Genomic DNA, 22037 nt, shown 5'->3' with positions numbered 1-22037 from the left:
GCTTACTATCCCAGACATGGAACTGGCTGCGGAGTTTCCCCCCACGAGCCGCGAGGAGTGGCGGGCGCTGGTCGGGGTGCCCGAGGCGGACCTGTCCCGCACCACCTACGACGGCCTCGTCATCGCGCCCCTCTACGACCGTTCCGACCTGCCCGCCGCCCCGCGCGTGGTGCGCGCGGGCACGGGCTGGGACGTCAGGCAGCGGCACGCGGTGGCCGACGCCGAGGCCGTGCTCGCCGACCTGGAGAACGGGGTCACCTCGCTGTGGCTGGTGGTGGGCCCCGACGCGATCCCGGTTTCCGCGCTGCGCCAGGTGCTGAAGGACGTCTACCTGGACCTCGCGCCCATCGTCCTCGACGCGGGTCCGTTGACCGGCCAGGCGGCCAACGCCCTGTTCGGCCTGGCCGCGTCCCGGGATCTGAGCCCGCGGGGCAACCTGGGCGCCGCGATCTCCGGCGACCCGGCCGCCGACGAGGTCGCCGTCGAGCTGGCGCTGATCTGCGCCGCGGACCATCCGGGGCTCAGGGCGATCACCGTGGACGCGCTGCCCCACCATGACGCGGGCGCGAGCGACGCGCAGGAGCTGGGCTGCTCCATGGCCGCGGGCGTCGCCCAGTTGCGGGTGCTCACGGCCGCCGGGATGAGCCTCGAGCAGGCGCTCGGGCAGCTGGAGTTCCGTTACGCGGCCACCGACGACCAGTTCGCCACCATCGCGAAGCTGCGGGCCGCCCGCCGGATGTGGGCCAGGGTCGCCGCCGCCTGCGGGGCGCCGGACGCCGCGGCCCAGGCGCAGCACGCGGTCACCAGCTCGGCCATGATGACCGCGCGCGACCCGTGGGTGAACATGCTGCGCACCACGGTCGCCGCCTTCGCCGCCGGGGTCGGCGGGGCCGACGCGGTCACCACGCAGCCCTACGACGCCTGCCTGCGCCCGCCCGAGGCCTTCTCCCGGCGGATCGCGCGCAACACGCAGGCGCTGCTGCTGGAGGAGGCGGGCGTCGGCCACGTCGCCGACCCCGCGGGCGGCTCCTGGTACGTCGAGCGGCGCACCGCCGACCTGGCCGAGCGGGCCTGGGCCTGGTTCCAGGAGCTGGAGGCCGCCGCCGACCCGGCCGCGCTGGCCGCCGAGCGCATCGCCGCCACCAGGGCCCGCCGCCACGACGACATCGCCCACCGGCGCTTCCCCATCACCGGCGTGAGCGAGTTCCCCGACCTCGCCGAGGGGCCCGTGCGGTCCCTGCCGGCCGGGTACCGCTACGCCGAGCCGTACGAGCGGCTCAGAGACCTGGCGGACGCGCAGCTCGAGCGGCCCAAGGTGTTCCTGGCGACGATCGGGCCGCTGGCCGAGCACACGGCCAGGGCCGCGTTCGCCGCCAACCTCTTCGCCACCGGCGGGCTGGCCACCGAGACGGCCGGCGTGTCCACCGACCCCGAGCAGATCGCCACCGCCTTCGCCGTCAGCGGCACCACGGTCGCGTGCCTGTGCTCGAGCGACAGGCTGTACGGCGAGCACGCCGAGGCCGTGGCCGCCGCGCTCAGGCGCGCCGGGGCGAGAAGGGTGTGGCTGGCGGGGAAGGGTGACTACGAGGGCGTCGACGGCCACCTGTTCACCGGGTGCGACGCGCTCGGCGTCCTGCGCACGACCCTCGACGACCTGGAGGTGGCCCGATGATCCCGGACTTCACCGAGATCCCGCTCGACGGGCCCGCGGGCGAGCACGCCCTGCCCGGGGGCGAGATCTGGGACACGCCCGAGGGGATCGGGGTCAAGCCGGTGTACACGACCGGCGACCTGCGCGGGCTGGACTTCCTGGACACCTACCCGGGGATCGCGCCGTTCCTGCGCGGGCCGTACCCCAGCATGTACGTGACCCAGCCGTGGACGATCAGGCAGTACGCCGGCTTCTCCACCGCCGAGGACTCCAACGCCTTCTACCGGCGCAACCTGGCCGCCGGGCAGAAGGGGCTGTCGGTGGCCTTCGACCTGGCCACCCACCGGGGCTACGACTCCGACCACCCGCGCGTGGCGGGCGACGTGGGCATGGCGGGCGTGGCCATCGACTCGATCTACGACATGCGGCAGCTGTTCGACGGGATCCCGCTCGACCGGATGTCGGTGTCGATGACGATGAACGGCGCCGTGCTGCCGATCCTCGCGCTGTACATCGTGGCCGCCGAGGAGCAGGGGGTGAAGCCGGAACAGCTCCAGGGGACGATCCAGAACGACATCCTCAAGGAGTTCATGGTCCGCAACACCTACATCTATCCCCCCGCGCCCTCCATGCGCATCATCTCGGACATCTTCGCCTACACCAGCGAGAAGATGCCGAAGTTCAACTCGATCAGCATCTCCGGCTACCACATCCAGGAGGCCGGGGCGACCTGCGACCTGGAGCTGGCCTACACGCTGGCCGACGGCGTGGAGTACCTGCGGGCGGGCGTCGCCGCGGGCATGGACGTCGACCGGTTCGCGCCGCGGCTGTCGTTCTTCTGGTGCATCGGCATGAACTTCTTCATGGAGGTCGCCAAGCTCCGCGCCGCCCGGCTGCTGTGGGCCGAGCTCGTTTCCGGCTTCGGGGCGAAGAACCCGAAATCGCTGTCGTTGCGGACGCACTCGCAGACCTCCGGCTGGTCCCTGACCGCCCAGGACGTCTTCAACAACGTGGCCCGCACCTGCGTCGAGGCCATGGCCGCCACCCAGGGCCACACCCAGTCGCTGCACACCAACGCCCTGGACGAGGCGCTCGCGCTGCCCACCGACTTCTCCGCCCGCATCGCCCGCAACACCCAGCTGCTGCTGCAGCAGGAGTCGGGCACGACCGCGCCGGCCGACCCGTGGGGCGGCTCGTACTACGTCGAACGGCTCACCCACGAGCTGGCCGCGCGGGCCTGGGCGCACATCCAGGAGGTCGAGGCCGCCGGCGGGATGGCCGCCGCGATCGACGCCGGGCTGCCCAAGCTGCGCATCGAGGAGGCCGCCGCGCGCGCCCAGGCCAGGATCGACTCCGGCAGGCAGCCGGTGATCGGCGTCAACAAGTACCGCGCCGAGGCGGACATGGCCACCGAACTGCTCAAGGTGGACAACTCCGCCGTCCGCGCCCAGCAGGCCGACAAGCTGCGCAGGCTGCGCGCCGAACGCGATCCCGACGCCGTCGCCAGGGCGCTCGACGCGCTCACCAAGGCCGCCGACAACCCGGCGCCCGGCCTGGAGCACAACCTGCTCAAGCTGTCGGTCGACGCCGCCAGGGCCAAGGCCACCGTGGGCGAGATCTCCGAGGCGCTGGAGAAGGTGTACGGCAGGCATGCCGGGCAGGTGCGTACCATCTCCGGGGTGTACCGCGACGAAGCAGGCCCGTCCGCCAACATCGAGCGGGCGCGGCAGGCGTGCGCCGACTTCGAGCGCGCCGAGGGGCGGCGGCCGCGCATCCTGGTCGCCAAGATGGGCCAGGACGGCCACGACCGGGGCCAGAAGGTCATCGCGACCGCCTTCGCCGACCTCGGGTTCGACGTGGACGTCGGCCCGCTGTTCCAGACGCCCGAGGAGGTCGCCCGTCAGGCCGTCGAGGCCGACGTGCACATCGTCGGCGTCTCGTCGCTGGCGGCCGGGCACCTCACGCTCGTGCCTGATCTGCGGCGGGCGCTCGCGGACCTGGACGCCGCCGACATCATGATCGTCGTGGGCGGCGTGATCCCGCCGGGCGACTTCGACGAGCTCCGAGCCGCCGGCGCCGCCGCGATCTTCCCGCCCGGCACGGTCATCGCCGACGCGGCCCTCGACCTCATCACCCAACTCCGCCACCACTAGCCCCCGAAGGGCGGCTTGCCGTACTCGGCGAGGGCTAGTGCGTGTAGGGCGGGCACACGGTGAAGCTGACGCTGCGCGACGAGGCCGACGGTGACACCAGCCGGAAGACGACCGTGTGCCTGCCCTCCTCGAAGGCGCTGCCGACGCCGTGCTCGACCTTGCCCCTGCCGCCGCTCAGCCAGCCGGTGGTGCGTCCCGAGTCCTCGCCGTCGATGATCCACCGGTAGGTGTACTCGACCTGCCTGCCCGACGGGCCGGTGATCACGACCTCGGGGTAGACGCTGGAGGTCCAGCACGACTTCCCGGTGCCCTGCGCGCCGTTCAGGCTGATCGACGCCACGCGGAAGGTGCCGGTCGCGCGGGTGGGGGAGGTGCTCGGCTTGGCCGTCGACTTCGTCGGGGTGGGTGTGGCGGTGGGCCGGTGGGAGGTGGGGGTGGTCCGGGGCCTGCTGCTCGCGGTGGCGGTGGGCTTGCCGCTCGCGGTAGCGGTGGGCTTGATGGTGGGAGAGCCGTGGGGCTTGCTGCCCTGCGTGCTGTGCGGCTTGCCGCCGGGCGTCCTGGTCGGACTGCCCGTGGGGGACGTGGGCGGGGCGGCCGACCCCGGGGATGACGAGAACTGGCCCGCGGTCACGTGGCCGTCGCCCGAGGAGCCCCAGGCCACCGCCCCCGCCACCAGGGCCGCCGACAGCCCGACCGCGCCCGCGCCCACCAGCAGCGCCCGTGCGGGGCGGCGGGTACGGGAGCGGACCGCCGTACCCCTGGGCGGGGGCTGGGCGCCGATGAGCTGGAACAGGACGTCCTGCATGGCGGGCCGCGCGGCCGGGTCCTTGGCCAGGCACGCGAGCACGATCGCGCGCAGCGGCTGCGGCAGGTCGCCCAGCATCGGCTCGTCGTGCAGGATGCGCCGGATCACCGCGGGCAGCGAGTCGTTGCCGAACGGCGGCGTCCCGGTGGCGGCGAAGACCATCACCGATCCCCAGGCGAACACGTCCACCCCGGGACCCACCGCCACACCCGCCAGCTGCTCGGGCGCCATGTAGGCGGGCGTGCCGACGATGCTGCTGGTCACCGTGAGCGAGGCGTCGGCGGCGCGGGCGATGCCGAAGTCGATGACGCGCGCCCCGTCCCTGCCGAGCAGCACGTTGCCGGGCTTGAAGTCGCGGTGCACCACGCCCGCCCGGTGGATGGCCGCCAGCGCGGTCGCCGTCGCCACCGCCAGCCGCTGCAGGTCTGCCCCGCCGTGCCGCCCGGCCTCCTGCAGCGACGGCCCCTCGACGTACTCGGTCACGATGTACGGCATGCCGCCCAGCGAGGCGTCGAGCACCTGCGCGATGCAGAACGGCTCCACCCGCCTGGCCGCGTCGATCTCCTTGGCGAAGCGCCCGTCCCCGGCCAGCCCGTCACGCAGCACCTTGACCGCGACCCGCCGCCCGTCCGGGGCCTCACCCAGGTAGACCACGCCCTGGCCGCCCACGCCGAGCCGGCCGAGCAGCCGGTAGGGGCCGACGCCGGGCGGGTCATCGGGCTGGAGCGGCGCCATCACTCGGTGCCGACAGGGCAGATCTTGACCGTCACCTGCTTGCTGATCGTCCTGGGCGAGGTCAGGCGCAGGGTCACCGTGTGCACGCCGGTGGTCTTGATGTTGGGGCCGGTGAGGTTCTGGGTGTAGGAGTCGGCGATGTAGGCCTCCGAGCTCTCCTTCACGCGGCCGTCGATGATCCACGAGTAACGGAAGAGCGTGTGCAGCTTGGTGCCCTCGACCAGGCCGGACGTGAGCGACTCGCCGATCTCGCAGTCCTGCGTGTTGGCCTTGCGGGCGCCCTGGACGTGCACCCACACGATCCGCAGGGACCCGCCACCGGACGAGCTGGACTTGGGGCTGGCCGTCGGGGTCGAGGACTTCGTGGGCGTCGCGGTGTGCGACGTGGACGGAGACGTGGACGGGGTCGATCGAGGGGTCCTGGTCCGCCTGGGACGATGCCGGGGCGTGCTGCCGTCGGTGGGGGAGTGCTGCGAGATGGCGACGCCTGTGGAGGTGTTCGCGACCGACGGGTTGCCCGAGTGCGGCGCGGCGACCGTGGGCGTCAGCCAGACGATCGCGCCCGCCAGCGCCAGCGCCGACACCCCGGAGAACCCGGCGATGACGGCCGTCCTGGTGCCCCCGCGCACCTTGGTCGGCACCGTGGTCGGCCCCGGCCTGGCCGGCGCCTGCCCGCCGAGCAGCTGCAGCAGCACCTCCTGCATCGGCGGCCGCCGCGCGGGATCCTTGGCCAGGCACCCGAGCACGATCGAGCGCAGCGGCTGCGGCAGGTCGCCCAGCATCGGCTCGTTGTGCAGGATCCGGTTGATCACCGCCGGCAGCGAGTCGTCGCCGAAGGGCGGCGTCCCGTTCGCCGCGAACACGATCACCGACGCCCACGCGAACACGTCCGCCGCCGGACCCACCGCCGCGCCCGCCAGCTGCTCGGGCGCCATGTACGCGGGCGTGCCCACGATGCTGCTTGTCGCCGTCAGCCCCGCGTCCGCCGCCCGCGCGATCCCGAAGTCGATCACCCGCGGCCCGCCGGGGCCGAGCAGCACGTTCGCCGGCTTGAAGTCGCGGTGCACCACGCCCGCCTGGTGGATCGCGGCCAGCGCGGTCGCCGTCGCCACCGCCAGCCGCTGCAGCTCCGCGCCGCCGTGCCGCCCCGCCTGCTGCAGCGACGGCCCTTCCACGTACTCGGTCACGATGTACGGCCGGCCGCCCAGCGACGCGTCGAGCACCTGGGCGATGCAGAACGGCTCCACCCGCCGCGCGGCGGCGATCTCCTTGGCGAAGCGGTCGTCGGCCAGCCCGTCACGCAGCACCTTGACCGCGACGGGCACGCCGTTGCGGCCCTGCGCGAGGTAGACGATCCCCTGCCCGCCCGCGCCCAGCCGGCCCATGAGCCGGTAGGGTCCCACCGCTGCCGGATCGCCCTCGCGAAGGGGTTCGACGTGGGGCATGAGGGGAGGGACTCCTGTGACAGGTGTGATCAGACCTTCCGCACCCTAGCGGCAAAAGTAAGGATTTGTCGGAAGTTAGGCTGACAAGCGGGAGAAAGGCGGGGAATGACGCGCTCGCTTGAGGACTACGTCCACGGCGTGAAGTCCGGATCCCGGACGTGGATCGCCCGCGCGATCACCCTGGTCGAGTCGACCAGGCCCGATCACATCGCGCTGGCCCAGCGCCTGCTCGTCGAGCTGACCCCGCTGTCGGGCAACGCCAGGCGGGTCGGCATCTCGGGCGTGCCCGGCGTGGGCAAGTCCACGTTCATCGACGCGCTCGGCACCATGCTGACCGGCGACGGCCACCGGGTGGCGGTGCTGGCCGTCGACCCCTCCTCGACACGGACGGGCGGCAGCATCCTGGGGGACAAGACCCGCATGATGCGCCTGGCCACCGACCCGCACGCCTTCATCCGCCCCTCGCCCACCTCCGGCACGCTCGGCGGCGTCACCAAGGCCACCAGGGAGGCCATGGTCGTGGTCGAGGCGGCCGGGTTCGACGTGGTGCTGGTGGAGACCGTCGGCGTCGGGCAGTCCGAGACCGCGGTCGCCGACATGGTCGACACGTTCCTGGTGCTCAGCCTGGCCCGCACGGGAGACCAGCTTCAGGGCATCAAGAAGGGCGTCCTGGAGCTGGCGGACGTCATCGCCGTCAACAAGGCCGACGGCGAGCACGAGCCCGCCGCCCGCAAGGCGGCCAGGGAACTGGCGGGGGCGCTGCGCATGCTCCGCTCCGACAGCGTGCCGCCCCCGGTCCTGACCTGCAGCGGACTGACGGGCGCCGGCCTCGACGAGCTGTGGCGGCACGTCCTGGCCCACCAGGACGGCCTCGACCTGGCCGCCAAGCGCCGTGGCCAGCAGGTCCAGTGGACCTGGACCCTGGTCCGCAACCGCCTGCTGTCGGAGCTGCACGCCTCACCCGCGGTCGCCGCCATCACCGCCGACGTGGAACGCGAGGTCCAGGAGGGCACCCTCACCCCCGCCCTGGCCGCCGACCGCCTCCTGGAGGCCTTCAAACAACCCCGCTGACGCACTCGGGCGGAAATACCTCCCCCACAGGGGAAAGATGCCCATCCGGCCTTCGGCAGACCCGGCATGATCCATGTAAGCATGGCGCGCATGACACAGGATCCGATGCTGCCTGAGACGGTGGCGGGGGCGTTACGGGAGTACCAGGACCTGCTGGACCGGCACGGCATCACGAGGGGCGAGCCGGAGAACTTCTACGTCAAGCTGTTCGGTACGCGCCGGGTGCTGCCACCCGAGCTGTCCGGCCGCTTCTGGGTCGTGGCCTTCCGCGCGCTGGCCCGGCGCCACCCCGGCCGGCCGCCGGACGAGCTCGGCGCCCTGCTGGCCGAGGCCGACTACGACGAGGTGCTGCGCGACACGCTCGACGGCGCGCTGCCCGCGCACGCGGCGGCCCTGCGGATCACCGGCGGCGGGGTCGAGCTCGCCGGCGGGACGCACACCGTGCTCCAGGGAAGGGATCCCGGCGAGCGCGTCCCCCTGCTCATCGACGTGCGCCGCGACAGCCCCGTCGAGGTCGAGGTCGACGGCACGGCGAGGGAGCTGCGCGCAGGCGGCGCCTGGCTGGTCGAGGTCGGTCCGGGCAGCCAGGTCACCGTCGACGGCGCCCGGGTGCGGCTGGGTGGCCTGCACAGGACCGCCCGCCCGGCCAGGCTCAGGGTGCGGGCCGGGTTCCCCTGCCGGTGGAGCGTGACAAGCCAGGACGGCCAGGGCTGGTTCCCCGCGGGCGTGCCGCACCGCCACGACTTCCGCGGCCGGCCGTACTTCCACGGCGACGACCTGGAGCTGGAGGTCCCCGACGAGCCGCTGACCGTCACGGTCACCAGGGGCATGGAGTACGGCGAGGCCACCGCGACCGTCCGGCCGCCCACCACCGTCGAGCTCACCCCGCGGCGGATCTACGACGCCGCCGCCCGCGGCTGGTACGGCGGCGACCTGCACGTCCACCTGAACTGGGCGGGCGACACCGTGGCCGCGCCCTCCGCGGCGGCCGCCGCCCAGCACGGCGAGGACCTGCACGTGCTCAACCTGCTGGCCGGCAACGTGTCCGGCGCCCGCGTCCACGACCTGGCGGCGCTCGAGCACTGGGTGGGCCGCGACCTGCCCTGGTCCGACGCCACCCATGTGGCGCGGATGGGCGTGGAGTACCGCAACGACCTGCTCGGCCACGTCTCCGCCTTCGCTCCCGACAAGGTGCCGGGCCGCTTCCACACCGGGTTCGACGGCCAGGCCGACTGGCCGCCCAACGCGGAAGGGCTGCGGGAACTGCGCGAGCTGGGCGCGCTCGTCGGCTACAGCCACCCCTTCAGCCTGGCGATCGGCGAGCAGGACCCGCCGTCGGCGGTCATCGGGCCCGTCCCGCGCGCCTGCGCCGCCCGCGAGCTGGTCGCCGACGCCGCGCTCGGCCTGGTCGACAGCATGGACGTGCTCACCCACGCCGACATCGCCGCAAGCGCGGCCGTCTATCGCCGCCTGATCGGCGCGGGCAACCGGCTGGCCGTCACCGCGGGCACCGACACGATGCTCTCCTTCACCAGGGCCGACCGGCAGTCAAGCCCGCCCGGCTGGGCCCGCGTCTACGCCCGGGTGGACGGCGCGCTGACCGCGGCGTCCTTCGCCGAGGCGGTCAGGGCGGGCCGCACGTTCGCCACCACCGGCCCGTGGCTGGAGCTGTCGGTCGACGGGCACGGCCCCGGGCACGTCGTCGACGCTCGCCCGGGACAGCGGCTGACCGTGACCGCCTCGGCGATCGGGCCCGAGGTGCGGGCCGTGCGCGTCAGGACCGCCTCGGGCGTCATCGCGGGCGCCGAATGCCTGGCCACCGGGCCGGGCGAGGCGCTGTCGGTGACCGTCAGGCTGGAGGCCTCCGAGCCCACCTACGTGCTGGCCGAGGCGCTGTGCGAGCCGCACCCGCGCACCCAGACCGCCATCGGCCACGCACTGACCAGTCCCGTGCTCGTGGACGTCGGCGGCAGGCGGGTGGCCAGGCCGCAGGACGTGCGCTGGTGCCTGGAGTGGCTCGACCTGCTGCAGGACCTGATCGAACGGCACGCCCGCCTGGACTCCCGCGACCGGCTCGCCGACCACCTGGCCCTCCTCGATCAGGCCAGGGCCGTCTACCGGGCCCGGTTACGCTGATCCCGTGGACCTTTCGGCGCTCAGGCTCTCCCACCCCCACTGGCTCGACCACCTCGAATCCCTCGGCGGCCTGGACATCAGGCTGCCCGAACCCACGGCCATGGCAGGCGAACTGCTCCGGCTGACCGTCCCGCACGAGGACATCGGCCCCGTGATCGCCGGCCGCCCCGAGCCGGGCACGCCGCACTGGTGGCTGCTCGAACGCTGCGTGCACTCGTTGGTGGAGGCCATGGGCCGCGTCGACAGGCCGCCCATGTTCCCCGAACTGCCGCAGGCAGGCCGCTACTTCTACGTCCACGTCTACCTGGCGGCCCTGCCGTACACCAGGCAATTCCACCGCGAGCGCGGGATCTCCGCGCAGGTGTCCGACGCGACGCTCGCCGACCTGGGGCGGAACATGGCCGTGCACCGCAAGCGGCACGGCGCCGGCGGGCTGCACGCGCCGTGGTGGTTCCAGCAGCACGCCGTCGGCAGCCTCTACCAGCTGGGCAGGCTGCAGTTCGCCAGGGCCAGGCTCGGCGAGACCACCGGCCAGGCGATCAGGGCGGAGGGCGGCCCCGGCCTGCCCGGCGAGCCGTCGCTGGCCGTGCACATCCCCGACTTCCTCGGGCCGATGACGCCGCGGGCGTGCGACGAGTCGTTCGAGCAGGCCAGGAGCTTCTTCCCGCGGCACTTCCCCGAGGAGAAGCCGCAGGTCTTCACCTGCCACTCCTGGCTGCTCGACGACCAGTTCGCCGACCACCTGCCGGCCGGCTCCAACATCCTCTCCTTCCAGCGCCGCTTCCGGCTGCTGCAGCGCTTCGACGAGAGCGACATGCTCGCCTTCGTGTACGGCGGGCAGGCCCACGACCCCGAGCTGCCCCGCCGTACCAGCCTGGAGCGGATCATCGCCGGGCACCTGGCCGCGGGCGGCACCTGGTACGGCAGGGCGGGCTGGATCAGGGTCTGACGACTCACCCCGCGCGCGTCGCTTAACCGCATGTGCTAAATTTTGGCCATGCGGTCAGAAAATAAGTCGAGCGGCCAGAAGGACCGCTCGTTCATCGAGGAGGCCAGGCGGGCGCAGATCGTCGCCTCGGCCGTCGAGGTGATCGCCGAGCTGGGGTTCGCCCGGGCCTCCCTGGCCCAGATCGCCAAGCACGCGGGCATCAGCAAGGGCGTCATCTCCTACCACTTCGCCGGCAAGGACGAGCTGATGGAGGAGGTCGTCGAGCGGACCTACCACGCCATCGCCGAGTACGTCATGGCCAAGATCGAGGGCGTCGAGTCCGCTACCGGGCTGCTCAGGGGGCACATCCTGTCGGTCGCCGAGCACATGCGCGGGCACCGCACACAGCTGAAGGCACTCGGCGAGATCTTCTACAACCTGCGCACCGCCGACGGCCAGCCGCGCTACGGGGTCAAGGCCAACGAGGCGGTCTACGAGGCGATGGAGAGCATCTACCGCCTCGGCCAGCAGAACGGGGAGTTCCGCGAGTTCGACACCCGGGTCATGGCCGTCACGCACTCCTCGGCCATCGACAGCATGTTCGCCTACTGGGTGGCCTACCCCGAGCACGACCTCGACGCGCACGCCAACGAGCTGGCCGATCTGTTCGAAAGGGCTGTGAAGAAGTGAAGACCGAGACCCGCGCTGCGGCCACGACCAGGCTGTACGCGGTCGACAACCTGCGGATCGTGTTAACGGCGCTCGTGGTGCTGCACCACGCCGCGATCACCTATGGCAACATCCCCGTCTGGTACTACAACGAGCCGCCCAAGGACCCCTCGGGCGGGCTGCTGGACGTGCTGGTCGTCTTCGACCAGGCGTTCTTCATGGGGTTCTTCTTCCTGATCTCCGGGTTCTTCACGCCCGGCTCCTACGACCGCAAGGGCGGGCGCGCCTTCATGCGCGACCGGCTGACCAGGCTGGGCATCCCGCTGCTGGTCTATCTGCTGGTGTTGCGGCCGTTCGCGTTGATGCCGATCTACGGGCGGATGTCCGACCTGCCGTACTGGCAGTTCTACATCGGCTCGTGGGATCCGGGGCCGATGTGGTTCGTCGAGGTGCTGATCGTTTTCGCCGCGCTGTACGTGCTCAACCGGCGGGTGAGGACGGCCGAGCCGGTGGGGGAGCGGGCGAGCGTGCTGCGGGGGCGCACGATCGTGCTGTTCGCGTTCGGGCTGTCGGTGGCCACCTGGCTGTGGCGGTTCCTGGTGCCGACCGGGACCATGATCCCGGTGCTCGGGCTGCCCACGCCGGACTACCTGCCGCAGTATGCCGCGATGTTCGCGGTGGGCGTGCTGGCCGTCAGGCGCGGCTGGTACGCGACGCTGTCGCCGCGGGCGGGCTGGATCGGGTTCGCGGCGGCGGGCGCGAACACCGCCGTGCTGCTGCCGCTGAAGTCGGTGACAAGCGGGATGCTCGCCGACCTGGTCGAGGCCACGTGGGAGTCGACGTTCGCCACGGCGATCGTCATCGGGCTGGTGGTGCTGTTCCGCGAGCGCTTCAACCACCAGGGGCGCTTCGGCGCCTTCCTGTCCGGGCAGGCCTACACCGTCTACATCCTCCATCCGCTGGTGCTGGTGGGCGTCGCGGTCGGGCTGCGTGACCTGCACACGATCGCGGTGGTCAAGTTCGCGATCCTGTCGCTCATCGCGCTGCCGCTCTGCTGGGGCCTGGCCTACCTGGCCCGCTCGATCCCCGGCGCCAAGCGGATTCTCTGATCTTGTACGGCGGGCGGCCGCCACCGGCCGCCCGCCGTACTTCGGCTGAGGGCCCGCGGGCGGCGCTTCCGGCGAGTCGGGGACGCTTGCTCGCTGTCACGGCGATGCGTGATCCGGGCACCACGGTTCTCCTGGCCCGCCGTACAGCCTGGCTGTCAGGTGTAGAAGGCGTCGAGGACGGCGGCGTGGCGGGATTCGACGGACTTGCGCTTGATCTTGAGGCTGGCGGTGAGCTCGCCCGACTCGACGGTGAAGTCGTCGGCCAGGATGGCGAACTTCTTGATCGTGGCGTAGCTCGCCTGGTCGGCGTTGACCTGGTCGACGGCCCGCTGGACCTCCTCGCGCATGCGCGGGTGCTCGCGCAGCGCCTCGGCGTCGTCGGGCAGCCCCTCGGCTCGCGCCCACGGCCCGGCCACCTCCATGTCCAGCGTCACCAGCGCCGTGCAGTAGTTGCGCAGGTCGCCGTGGACGAACACGTGCGACAGGTACGGGCAGGCCGCCTTGATCCTGCCCTCCAGGTAGCTGGGCGCCACGTACTTGCCGCCCGAGGTCTTGATGAGCTCCTTCTTCCTGTCGGTGATGCGCACCCGGCCCTCGGAGTCGAGTTCGCCGATGTCGCCGGTGAGCAGCCAGCCGTCCTCGAGCGCCTCGGCGGTCTCCCGCGGCAGGCCGTGGTAGCCGCGCATGATGCCGCGGCCGCCCAGCAGGATCTCGCCGTCCTCGGCGATGCGGACCTGGGTGCCGGGCAGCGGCGGGCCGACCGTGCCCAGCCGTACCGAGCCGGGCCGGTTGATGCAGCTGCCCGCCGACGACTCGGTCAGGCCGTACCCCTCGAGGATCGTCAGCCCGGCCGCGTCGAAGAACTCGCCCACGTCGCGCGAGAGCGGCGCCGCGCCGGAGATGAGGTAGCGCAGCCGCCCGCCGAAGCGGGCCCTGAGCTTGGCGAAGACGAGCCGGTCGGCCAGCGCGTACTCCAGCCGGGTCGTCAGCGGGATCCGCGCGCCGAGCTGCCTGGCCCGGCTGACCCGCAGGCCCGTGGCCCGCGCCCAGGTGAAGATGCGCAACTTGAGGCCGCCGTCGCCGCGCACGGTCGCCACCACCGTGTTGTGGATCTTCTCGAAGATGCGCGGCGCGGCCGCCATGAACGTGGGCCGAAGCTCGCCCAGGTTGGCGGCGATCCGGTCGAGCCGCCCGTCGATCGCCGTCGGCACCCCGATGTCGATCATCACGACCTCGAGCAGCTTGCCGAAGGAGTGCGACAGCGGCAGCCACAGGAAGTGCAGGTCGGAGCCGGAGATCAGGTCCAGCTCGCGCACCGCGCCCGCCACGTACAGCCAGTTGTCGTGGGTCAGCTCCACACCCTTGGGCCGGCCGGTCGTGCCGGAGGTGTAGATGAGCGTGGCCAGGTCCTCGGGGCCGAGCTTGTCGATCATGGCGTCGTAGTCGCCCTCGCCGGTGACGCCTGACAGCGGCACCACCCAGCCGTCGTCGCCCGCCGTACCGTCGATCACCACGACGTGCGTGACGCCGGGCAGTTCCTCGCGCACCGAGCGGAGCTTGGCGACCTGGTCGTCGTTCTCGGCCACCACGATCGTGCTGCCGGAGTCGTTGATGACGAACGCGCACTCGGCCGCGGTGTTCGACGGATAGATCGTGGTCGTGGCGGCGCCCGTCGCCAGCACCGCCAGGTCGGCCAGGACCCACTCCAGCCGCGTCGAGCTCAGGATCGACACCCGCCTGCCGGGGCCCGCGCCCAGCGCGGCCAGTCCCAGCGCCAGCGGCCGCACCCGCTCGCCCACCTCCCGCCAGGACAGCGACCTCCACTGCTCTCCGTCGGGGAATCGGTACGCGTCCGCGTCCGGGGTGGCCGCGATCCGGTCGCGCAGCAGGGCGGGGATGCTCGACATCCTGACCTCCTGAAGGGGGTGATCTGCCGACCATAGGCGAACGCACAGTGTCAGTCGATGGTCCCGATCGGTTACGCCCTGCCGACTTCCGATGCCTGCCGCCGATCTTCAAGCTGTTGGGAAAATCGAGCAGGAAAGGGCACCCCCCATGCCACGTACCTCTTCACTGCGCGCCCTGCAGCGCCTCGCCGCCGAGCACCACGACGCCGCCAAGCTCGGCATGCCGGTCGCGGAGCTGCGCGGCCTGCGCGCCGACCCCACCGGCCTCGGCCGCCGCGAGCTGTTCAAGCGGGCCGCGCTGCTCGGCCTCGGCGTCACGGCCGCCGCCGCACTCCCGCGTCCGGCCCGCGCCGACGTGGTGGCCAAGCCCATCAAGCCCGCCAGGATCGCCATCGTGGGCGGCGGGATCGCCGGGCTGACGGCGGCGCTCACGCTGCGCGACGCGGGCGGCAACCCGACCGTCTACGAGGCCAACCCGTCGCGGGTGGGCGGCCGGATGTACTCGCAGCGGTCGATCTGGCTGAACGGCCAGACGTCCGAGATCGGCGGCGAGCTGATCGACACCGGTCACAAGAAGATGCTGGAGCTGTGCCGCCGGTTCAACCTGCCCGTCGTGGACTTCGTGCACTCCGGGCCCAGCGGCGCGGAGGAGATCCTCCGGATCGACGGGAAGTACTACCCGCGTGACCAGGCCGATGCCGACTTCAAGGACATCTACCAGCAGCTCCACGCCGACCTGGTCGGCGCCGGCGACGTCATGTGGAACAGCGCCACCCCCGAGGGCATCGCGCTGGACAACCTGTCCCTCTACGACTGGATCGAGTCCCGGGTGCCGGGCGGCCACACCTCGCCCCTGGGCCAGTTCCTCGACGTGGCCTACAACGTCGAGTACGGGGCCGACAGCGTGGATCAGTCGTCGCTGGCGCTCGTGCTCCTGCTCGGCTTCCAGCCCAACCCCGGCCACTTCAACGTCTGGGGGCTGTCGAACGAGCGCTACCACGTCGTCGGCGGCAACGACCAGGTGCCCAACGCCATCGCCGCCACGATGCCGTCCGGGAGCATCCAGATGGGCTGGAAGCTGCTGGCCGTACGGGCCAACGCGGACGGGACGCAGACGCTGACCTTCGACAACGGCGGCACCACCAAGACCGTCACGGCAGACCACACGATCCTGACCGTGCCGCTGCCGATCCTGCAGGGGCTCGACCTGTCCAGGGCGGGCTTCGACGCCCGGATGACGAACCTGCTGCGCGACGCGCGGATGGGCTACTGCACCAAGCTCAACATGCAGTTCAACACTCGCCCTTGGGTCGGCACCGGTCCCTGGCCCGGCATCTCGGCCGGTGACAGCTTCACCGACGAGTCCTGGCAGCAGGTGTGGGACACCACCAAGTGCCAGCCGGGGTCGACCGGCATCCTCCTCCAGTACGGCGGCGGCAGCCTGGCCAAGGCGCTCAACCCGGCGGGGCCGTTCTCCACCGACTCCGACCCCTACGTCCGCACCCTGGTGGGCAACGTCCTCACCGGCGTCGAGAAGGTCTTCCCCGGCACCAAGGCCCAGTGGAACGGCCGCGCCCAGCTGTCGGCCTGGCACAAGAACCCCTACTCGCTGGGCGCCTACTCCTACTGGCCCGTCGGCTACCTGCACCGCTACGCCGGCTACGAGGGCGTCGCCCAGGGCAACGTGCACATCGCGGGCGAGCACACCTCCTACGACTTCCAGGGCTACATGAACGGCGGAGCCGTGGAGGGCGAGCGGGCCGCCAACGAGGTCATCGCGAAGCTGCGCTAGGGCGCGGGGAGGTGCTCACGACCATCGTGGACGTGCGCACCTCCCACGCCCCGCACTCGCAGCGCAGGTAGGACACCAGGCCGTCGGAGGTGGGATGCGAGGAGACGAGGGTGGTCTCGTGAGGAGGTCTGGAGTGCATGACTCAAGCCTGATGTAATGGCCTTGTGCATTTCAACGCTTACGGCGGCAACGGGGCGGCCCTCGCGGCGGCGCTGGTCAACCTGACCGACTTCAGCCCCGAGAGCCTGGAGCCCGTGCTGTCGGCCAACGGCATGCTCCGCCCGGCCTGCACCCCCGCCCAGGCCGAGGTGCTGCGTGACTGGGCCCGCCGGCTGGATCCCGTCTTCGGCGAACTCGACCAGGACAGGCAGATCCAGCTGATCAACGACCTGCTCGACGTCACCGCCTCCAAGCCCTACGTCAGCGCCCACGACGGCAAGGAACCCCACCTGCACTTCTTCTCCATCGACGCCGACATCGTGGCCAGGGCCAAGGACACCACGGCGGGCGGGCTGGCCATGGCCATCTCCTTCTCCGACGGCAAGCGGCTCGGCCGCTGCGACCGGCCCGGATGCGAGACCGTGTACGTGGACACCTCGCGCAACGGCAGGCGCCGGTTCTGCTCGCTGAACTGCGCCAACCGGGTCAACGTGGCGGCGCATCGAGCGCGAGGGGTTGCCGGATAATCTTGGGTCGAGTACCGTTTTCGACGTCGTATCGCCGAGCCCTGGGGGCAGTTGACGTGAGGAACTGAGGTCGCGGGCACCGCGCCGTCTTTGTGACATCGGCGCACTCGGACCTCGGTACATGCCTCACGCTTCGCGTGCGTCGTGCGGTGTTTCCCGCTAAGTCACGAAATTTCGATTTTTGTGATGGGAGACCGCCTTATGTCTTTTTCTATCGTCGTAGACGATGTCTCGTTCGCCTGGGCCGACGGCACCCCTGTGCTCAAGGACCTCGACGCCGCCTTCCCGGCCGGCCGTACCGGGCTGATCGGGACGAACGGGTCGGGCAAGTCCACGCTGCTGCGGATCATCGCCGGCGAGCTCAGGCGCCAGTCGGGGTCCGTGAGCGTCGCGGGCGAGGTCGGCCACCTGCCACAGAACCTGCCGCTCGCCGCCGCCCACACGGTCTGCGACCTGCTGGGCATCAGCGACAAGCGGCGGGCGCTGCACGCCGTCGAGAGCGGCGACGTCGCCGAGGAGCACTTCACGGTCATCGGCGACGACTGGGACGTCGAGGAGCGGGCGCGGGCCGAGCTCGACCGGCTCGGGCTCGATCACGTCGGCCTCGACAGGACCGTCGCCACGCTGTCGGGCGGGGAGGTGGTGCTGGTGGGGCTGGTCGCCAAGCTGCTGGCCAGGCCCGACGTGCTGCTGCTCGACGAGCCCACCAACAACCTCGACCTGGACGCGCGCCGCAGGCTGTACGCCGCGGTGCAGGCCTGGCCGGGGGTGATGGTGATCGTCAGCCACGACCGGGCGCTGCTCGAGCTCGTCGACCAGGTCGCCGACCTGCGCGAGGGCACGGTCCGCATGTACGGCGGCAACCTCGAGGCCTACGAGGAGCAACTGGCCGCCGAGCAGGAGGCCGCCGAGCGCATGGTCCGCGTGGCGGAGGCCGACGTCAAACGCCAGCAACGCGAACTGGTAGAGGCCAGGACCAAGCTGGACAGGAGGCAGCGCTACGGCAAGAAGATGTACGCCGACAAGCGCGAGCCGAAGATCATCATGCAGGAGCGGAAACGGCAGGCCCAGGTCGCGGCGGGCAAGCACCGCAACATGCACATCGAGAAGCTGGGGGAGGCCCGTGACAGGCTGACCGAGGCCGAGCAGGCCGTGCGCGACGACGCGGAGATCCGCATCGAGCTGCCCGGCACCGCGGTCCCGGCCGGCCGCGTGGTCCTGGACCTGCCCCTCGATCCCGGTGCGGCCGGCGAACCCGAGGCGGGGACGCACCCGCTGGAGCGCCTGGTCATCCAGGGCCCCGAGCGGATCGCGCTGCTCGGGCGCAACGGCTCGGGCAAGACCACGCTGCTGCGGCGGATCCTGGAGCACGGCGCCAACGTGCCCGTCAGGTACCTGCCGCAGCGGCTGGACCTGCTTGACGACTCGCTGAGCGTGGTCGACAACGTGCTCGCGCACGCTCCGGGCGCCACGGTCACCGAGGTCCGCGGGCTCCTGGCGCAGTTCCTGTTCCGCGGTGACCGCGCGCTGCGGCCGGTGGCGACGCTGTCGGGCGGGGAGCGGTTCCGCGCCACGCTGGCCGCGCTGCTGTCGGCCGAGCCGCCTCCGCAGCTGCTCCTGCTCGACGAGCCGACCAACAACCTGGACATGGCCAGTGTCCGCCAGTTGTCGCAGGCGCTGTCGGCCTACCGGGGCGCGCTGATCGTGGTCAGCCACGACCTGCCGTTCCTGGAGACGCTGGGGATCACCCGCCGGCTCGAACAGAACAGGGAGGCCGGAGTGTCCGAATCATGATTGACGTGTGGGGATCAACCGGGCGATAGTGTGGCAGGTGGCTGCCCCCCGGTTGATCTCCTGCACCCTCGCCCTGGCGACGCTGACGCTCGCCGGCTGCACCTCTCCGCAGCTCGGCCCGGTCGGCGGCGAGCCGACCGCCAGCGGCATCGCCGGCGCGGGCGCGAGCCCGGCGGCCTCGGCACCGGCGGGAAGCGAGCCCGCGGCCAGCCCGAGCGCCAGCCCGCTGACCGCCGAGGCGTACCGCGGCGAGCTCGACAGCAGGCGCAAGACCGTGCTCGCCGCGATCAACGCGATGGCCGGCGCGCGCACCCCCAAGTCGCTCAACCAGAACGTGGAACGTGCCGAGACGGCGCTGAACGAGGCCGCCGACGCGCTGTCGGCCGTGACGCCGCCGGCCGAGATCCGCGCCCAGCACGACAGCTACGTGGCGGGCCTGCGCGACCTGGCCAGCGAGCTCGGCTCCACCGCGGGCAAGGTGAGCGGGCGCGACCTGTGCACCTCCGCGGCCGTGCTCAGCGACCTCGGCGCCCCGCTGAAGACGCTCGACACCGCCGGGCAGGCGCTGCAGGGCGCGGGGGACTACCCGGCCGACGTGGTGACCGTGAAAGCGGGCGCCAAGCAGAACAGGCGGCTGAGCAACGGCGCGTTCATCAAGCGCGACAGCCTGACCGGCCGCAGCTTCCTGGAGATCGACAACGGCGCCACCAGGGACGCGGTCGTCACGCTGATACGCGGCGGCAGCAAGGCCTTCACCGTCTACGTGCGCAAGAGGTCCAAGTTCAAGGTCAGGGGCGTGCGCGACGGCACGTACAAGATCTTCTTCACGCACGGCGTCGACTGGGACGGCAAGGCGCGCTCCTTCACCCGGCGGTGCAGCTACGAGCGCTTCCAGGAGTCGGTGAAGTTCAAGACCACCTACACGGCCACGCAGATCCGCTGGCACGACTGGACGGTCACGCTGCACGCCATCACCGGGGGCAACGCCAAGACCGACGACGTCGACCCCGACTCCTTCCCCAAGTGAGCCGAGGGCCCGCGGCGCGGGCCCTCGCCTGGGACATCAGCTCGAGAACAGCATCCCGATCCAGCTGCGCTGGTGGTGACGGCCGTAGTGGCCACCGTGGTGGCCGCCGTGGTGCGGCGCGCCCCAGGACGGTCCGCGCGGCGCGGGCGGCGGGCCGCCGTGCCACTGCGACTCCATCGACGAGAGCGTCTCCAGCTCGCCGTAGTCAAGGAAGATCCCGCGGCAGTTGTCGCACTGCTCGATGTGGACGCCGTTGCGCTCGTAGGTGCGCATGTTGCCGCGGCACTTGGGGCACTGCATCTGCTCGGTCTCCTAGCGGTAAGGGTTCATCGTCAGGTTCTGACGATTCTGTCGCACGCTTCGACCAACGAATGCTCCACCTCGTCCAGTTCCCGGCCCTCACGCTCCGCGTTGACCACGGCCACCGCGGCCAGCTGGACGGTCAGCGCCCTGGCGGGCACGTCCAACCGCGCCCACGGGTCGCCCGCCCCCAGCGCCGGCCCTCCCGAGGCCAGGTAGGCGCCCAGGAAGCGTTCCCACACCTCCGGCTCGAGCAGGCCCGCCGCGTACCAGGCGGCCGGCCTGGCCAGATCCCAGGCGGGGTCGCCGACGCCCAGGTCGTCCACGTCGATCAGCAGCCACCTGTCGCGGTGGACGAGCTGGCCCAGGTGCCAGTCGCCGTGGGTCAGCAGCCCCGGTGCCGCTCCGGGTTGCGGCAGGTCGGTGAAGGCCCGCCGTACCAGCCGCTCGACGGCGCCGTCGCCGGTCATGCGCCGCACCGCGCGCGCCGCCCGCGCGGGACCTCCCGCTGCGGGCAGCTCGGGCAGCGGGGTCAGCGGTACGGCGTGCAGCATGGCGAGCAGGCGCGCGCCCTCCTCCCAGGGAGCCGAGCCTGGGTCGTCGTGCGAGACGGGTGTGCCGGCCGGCCACACGGTGACGGCGCGGCCCTGGACCGTGAGCACCTCCTGGCGCAGCGGCGCCAGCATCAGCCCGTGCAGCGCCGCCGAGGCGGCGGCCCGCAGCCGGACGCCGAGCGCGACCGGGTCGTCGCGCACCGAGTGGGCTTTGACCACGACCTCGCCCCTGCGCACCACCAGCACGTCGGTCCTGGTGGGGTGTAAGGCGGGAGGCCCGGAACCGCCGTGGGCGGCGGCAACCCCCGCCAGCTCGTCCTGGAGTGTCACTGGTACAGACTAGGGGCCATGAGAGTGGGCTTCGCCGTACCGCAGTCAGGGCCGTGGGCCACGCCGGAGAACATGCGCCGGGTCGCCGTGCGGGCCGAGGAACTCGGCTATTCGGAACTCTGGACCTTCCAGCGGGTGCTCTACCCGGTCGGCCACCCGATGGGCCCGACCTACCGCAGCGTCCACGATCCGCTGGTGACGCTGTCGTACGTGGCCGGCATCACCGGCACGATCAGGCTCGGCCTCGCCGTGGTCAACGCCTTCGTGCAGCCGGTCGTGCTGGCCAAGCAGCTGGCCTCGCTGCAGATCGTCTCCGGCGGCAGGCTGACGGCCGGGGTGGGGCTCGGCTGGCTGCCGGAGGAGTTCGAGGCGGCGGGCGTGGGGTTCGAGCGCAGGGGGCGCCGCGCCGAGGAGTTCGTCGAGGTGCTGCGCGAGTGCTGGAGCCAGGACGTGGTCGAGCACCAGGGCGACTTCTACCAGATCCCGCCCTCCCACCAGGACCCCAGGCCGGACTCGCCCCCGCCGATCCTGCTCGGCGGCATGGACGAGCGCGCGCTGCGGCGGGCGGGGCGGATCGGCGACGGCTGGGTGAGCGCCAGCCGCGAGGACCTGACCGGCATCGCCGAAAGAATCTACATTGTAAAGGAGGCGGCCCGGGAGGCCGGGCGTGACCCCTCGGGCTTCCGCTTCGTCTGCCGCGGCGTCACCCGCGTACGACCGGCGGGCGACCCGGACAGGCCCCCGCTGACCGGCTCCTACAAGGAGATCAGGGCGGACGTCGAGGCCCTGGCCGAGCAGGGCGTGACCGACGTCTTCCACGACCTCAACTTCGACCCCGAGATCGTCACGATGGACGGCAAGGAGGCCATGCGCCGCGCGGAGGAGGCTCTGGAGGCGCTCGCTCCATAAGCGTCGCTTCTGGCTCGTGGACGAACTAGGTCTTGG

17 protein-coding genes are annotated in these 22037 nt (G+C 71.9%); 12 read left to right on the top strand and 5 right to left on the bottom strand.

Annotated features, from left to right (window positions below; all coding sequences use genetic code 11):
- The first annotated feature begins 16 nt into the window (after positions 1 to 16).
- Together KIK09_RS04605 and scpA are read left to right on the top strand one after the other, a co-directional pair.
- Entirely contained in the window at positions 17 to 1672 is a 1656-nt protein-coding gene (locus tag KIK09_RS04605) for a methylmalonyl-CoA mutase family protein (protein WP_214317348.1), read from the top strand.
- A complete protein-coding gene (gene scpA, locus KIK09_RS04600; RefSeq protein WP_214317347.1) occupies positions 1669 to 3804 on the top strand; it encodes a methylmalonyl-CoA mutase in 2136 nt (711 codons plus the stop codon). The genes KIK09_RS04605 and scpA overlap by 4 nt, the downstream gene beginning before the upstream one ends.
- A 34-nt stretch (positions 3805 to 3838) precedes the next feature.
- Here scpA and KIK09_RS57380 read toward each other — a convergent pair whose 3' ends face one another.
- Complete coding sequence (locus tag KIK09_RS57380; protein ID WP_250572514.1) at positions 3839 to 5344, bottom strand: serine/threonine protein kinase; 1506 nt, start codon at positions 5342 to 5344, stop codon at positions 3839 to 3841.
- Positions 5344 to 6789 (bottom strand): serine/threonine-protein kinase, encoded by a 1446-nt coding sequence (locus tag KIK09_RS04590; RefSeq protein ID WP_214317346.1) that lies wholly within the window; start codon positions 6787 to 6789, stop codon positions 5344 to 5346. The genes KIK09_RS57380 and KIK09_RS04590 overlap by 1 nt, the downstream gene beginning before the upstream one ends.
- A gap of 105 nt (positions 6790 to 6894) precedes the next feature.
- Between KIK09_RS04590 and meaB the strand changes: the two genes are divergently transcribed.
- The 5 genes from meaB (at position 6895) to KIK09_RS04565 (ending at position 12702) form a co-directional block, all read left to right on the top strand.
- On the top strand, positions 6895 to 7860 hold the full coding sequence (gene meaB, locus KIK09_RS04585; RefSeq protein ID WP_214317345.1) for a methylmalonyl Co-A mutase-associated GTPase MeaB: 966 nt from the start codon (positions 6895 to 6897) through the stop codon (positions 7858 to 7860).
- Between the two features lie 90 nt (positions 7861 to 7950).
- On the top strand, positions 7951 to 9996 hold the full coding sequence (locus tag KIK09_RS04580) for a CehA/McbA family metallohydrolase (protein ID WP_214317344.1): 2046 nt from the start codon (positions 7951 to 7953) through the stop codon (positions 9994 to 9996).
- A 4-nt stretch (positions 9997 to 10000) separates the two neighbouring features.
- Positions 10001 to 10945, top strand: coding sequence for an acyltransferase domain-containing protein (locus tag KIK09_RS04575; RefSeq protein ID WP_214317343.1), 945 nt, complete (start codon positions 10001 to 10003; stop codon positions 10943 to 10945).
- A 48-nt stretch (positions 10946 to 10993) separates the two neighbouring features.
- Positions 10994 to 11614 carry a TetR/AcrR family transcriptional regulator gene (locus tag KIK09_RS04570; protein ID WP_214317342.1) on the top strand — a complete coding sequence of 207 codons (621 nt, stop codon included), beginning with the start codon at positions 10994 to 10996 and terminating at the stop codon, positions 11612 to 11614.
- Positions 11611 to 12702, top strand: a complete 1092-nt coding sequence (locus KIK09_RS04565; protein WP_214317341.1) for an acyltransferase family protein — start codon at positions 11611 to 11613, stop codon at positions 12700 to 12702. Before KIK09_RS04570 ends, KIK09_RS04565 begins: the two co-directional genes overlap by 4 nt.
- Positions 12703 to 12857: 155 nt before the next feature.
- Here KIK09_RS04565 and KIK09_RS04560 read toward each other — a convergent pair whose 3' ends face one another.
- Positions 12858 to 14609: an AMP-dependent synthetase/ligase gene (locus tag KIK09_RS04560; protein ID WP_214317340.1), complete on the bottom strand. Its 1752-nt coding sequence runs from the start codon at positions 14607 to 14609 to the stop codon at positions 12858 to 12860.
- 148 nt (positions 14610 to 14757) lie between these two features.
- On the opposite strand from KIK09_RS04560, the gene KIK09_RS04555 reads away from it, so the two are divergent.
- From KIK09_RS04555 to KIK09_RS04540, 4 genes are all read left to right on the top strand, one after another.
- Entirely contained in the window at positions 14758 to 16401 is a 1644-nt protein-coding gene (locus KIK09_RS04555) for a flavin monoamine oxidase family protein (RefSeq protein WP_275955991.1), read from the top strand.
- A 164-nt stretch (positions 16402 to 16565) separates the two neighbouring features.
- Positions 16566 to 17087, top strand: coding sequence for a CGNR zinc finger domain-containing protein (locus KIK09_RS04550; RefSeq protein WP_214317339.1), 522 nt, complete (start codon positions 16566 to 16568; stop codon positions 17085 to 17087).
- A 201-nt stretch (positions 17088 to 17288) separates the two neighbouring features.
- Positions 17289 to 18881 carry an ABC-F family ATP-binding cassette domain-containing protein gene (locus KIK09_RS04545; RefSeq protein ID WP_214317338.1) on the top strand — a complete coding sequence of 531 codons (1593 nt, stop codon included), beginning with the start codon at positions 17289 to 17291 and terminating at the stop codon, positions 18879 to 18881.
- Between the two features lie 37 nt (positions 18882 to 18918).
- Positions 18919 to 19908, top strand: a complete 990-nt coding sequence (locus KIK09_RS04540) for a hypothetical protein (protein WP_214317337.1) — start codon at positions 18919 to 18921, stop codon at positions 19906 to 19908.
- 36 nt (positions 19909 to 19944) lie between these two features.
- Here the strand turns inward: KIK09_RS04540 and KIK09_RS04535 are convergent, their stop codons facing one another.
- Both KIK09_RS04535 and KIK09_RS04530 read right to left on the bottom strand, forming a co-directional pair.
- A complete protein-coding gene (locus tag KIK09_RS04535) occupies positions 19945 to 20208 on the bottom strand; it encodes a TFIIB-type zinc ribbon-containing protein (protein WP_214317336.1) in 264 nt (87 codons plus the stop codon).
- Positions 20209 to 20240: 32 nt separating this feature from the next.
- The gene (locus KIK09_RS04530) at positions 20241 to 21092 is read right to left on the bottom strand and encodes a phosphotransferase (RefSeq protein ID WP_214317335.1); all 852 of its coding nucleotides are present in this window, start codon (positions 21090 to 21092) and stop codon (positions 20241 to 20243) included.
- A gap of 18 nt (positions 21093 to 21110) precedes the next feature.
- Between KIK09_RS04530 and KIK09_RS04525 the strand changes: the two genes are divergently transcribed.
- A complete protein-coding gene (locus tag KIK09_RS04525) occupies positions 21111 to 22001 on the top strand; it encodes a TIGR03619 family F420-dependent LLM class oxidoreductase (protein WP_214317334.1) in 891 nt (296 codons plus the stop codon).
- Positions 22002 to 22037 lie beyond the last annotated feature (36 nt).

This window comes from Nonomuraea sediminis (genome assembly GCF_018531495.1).
Taxonomy (GTDB): Bacteria; Actinomycetota; Actinomycetes; order Streptosporangiales; family Streptosporangiaceae; genus Nonomuraea; species Nonomuraea sediminis.
Note: the sequence above shows the minus strand (reverse complement) of the source record. Positions and strands in the feature narration are given on the sequence as shown.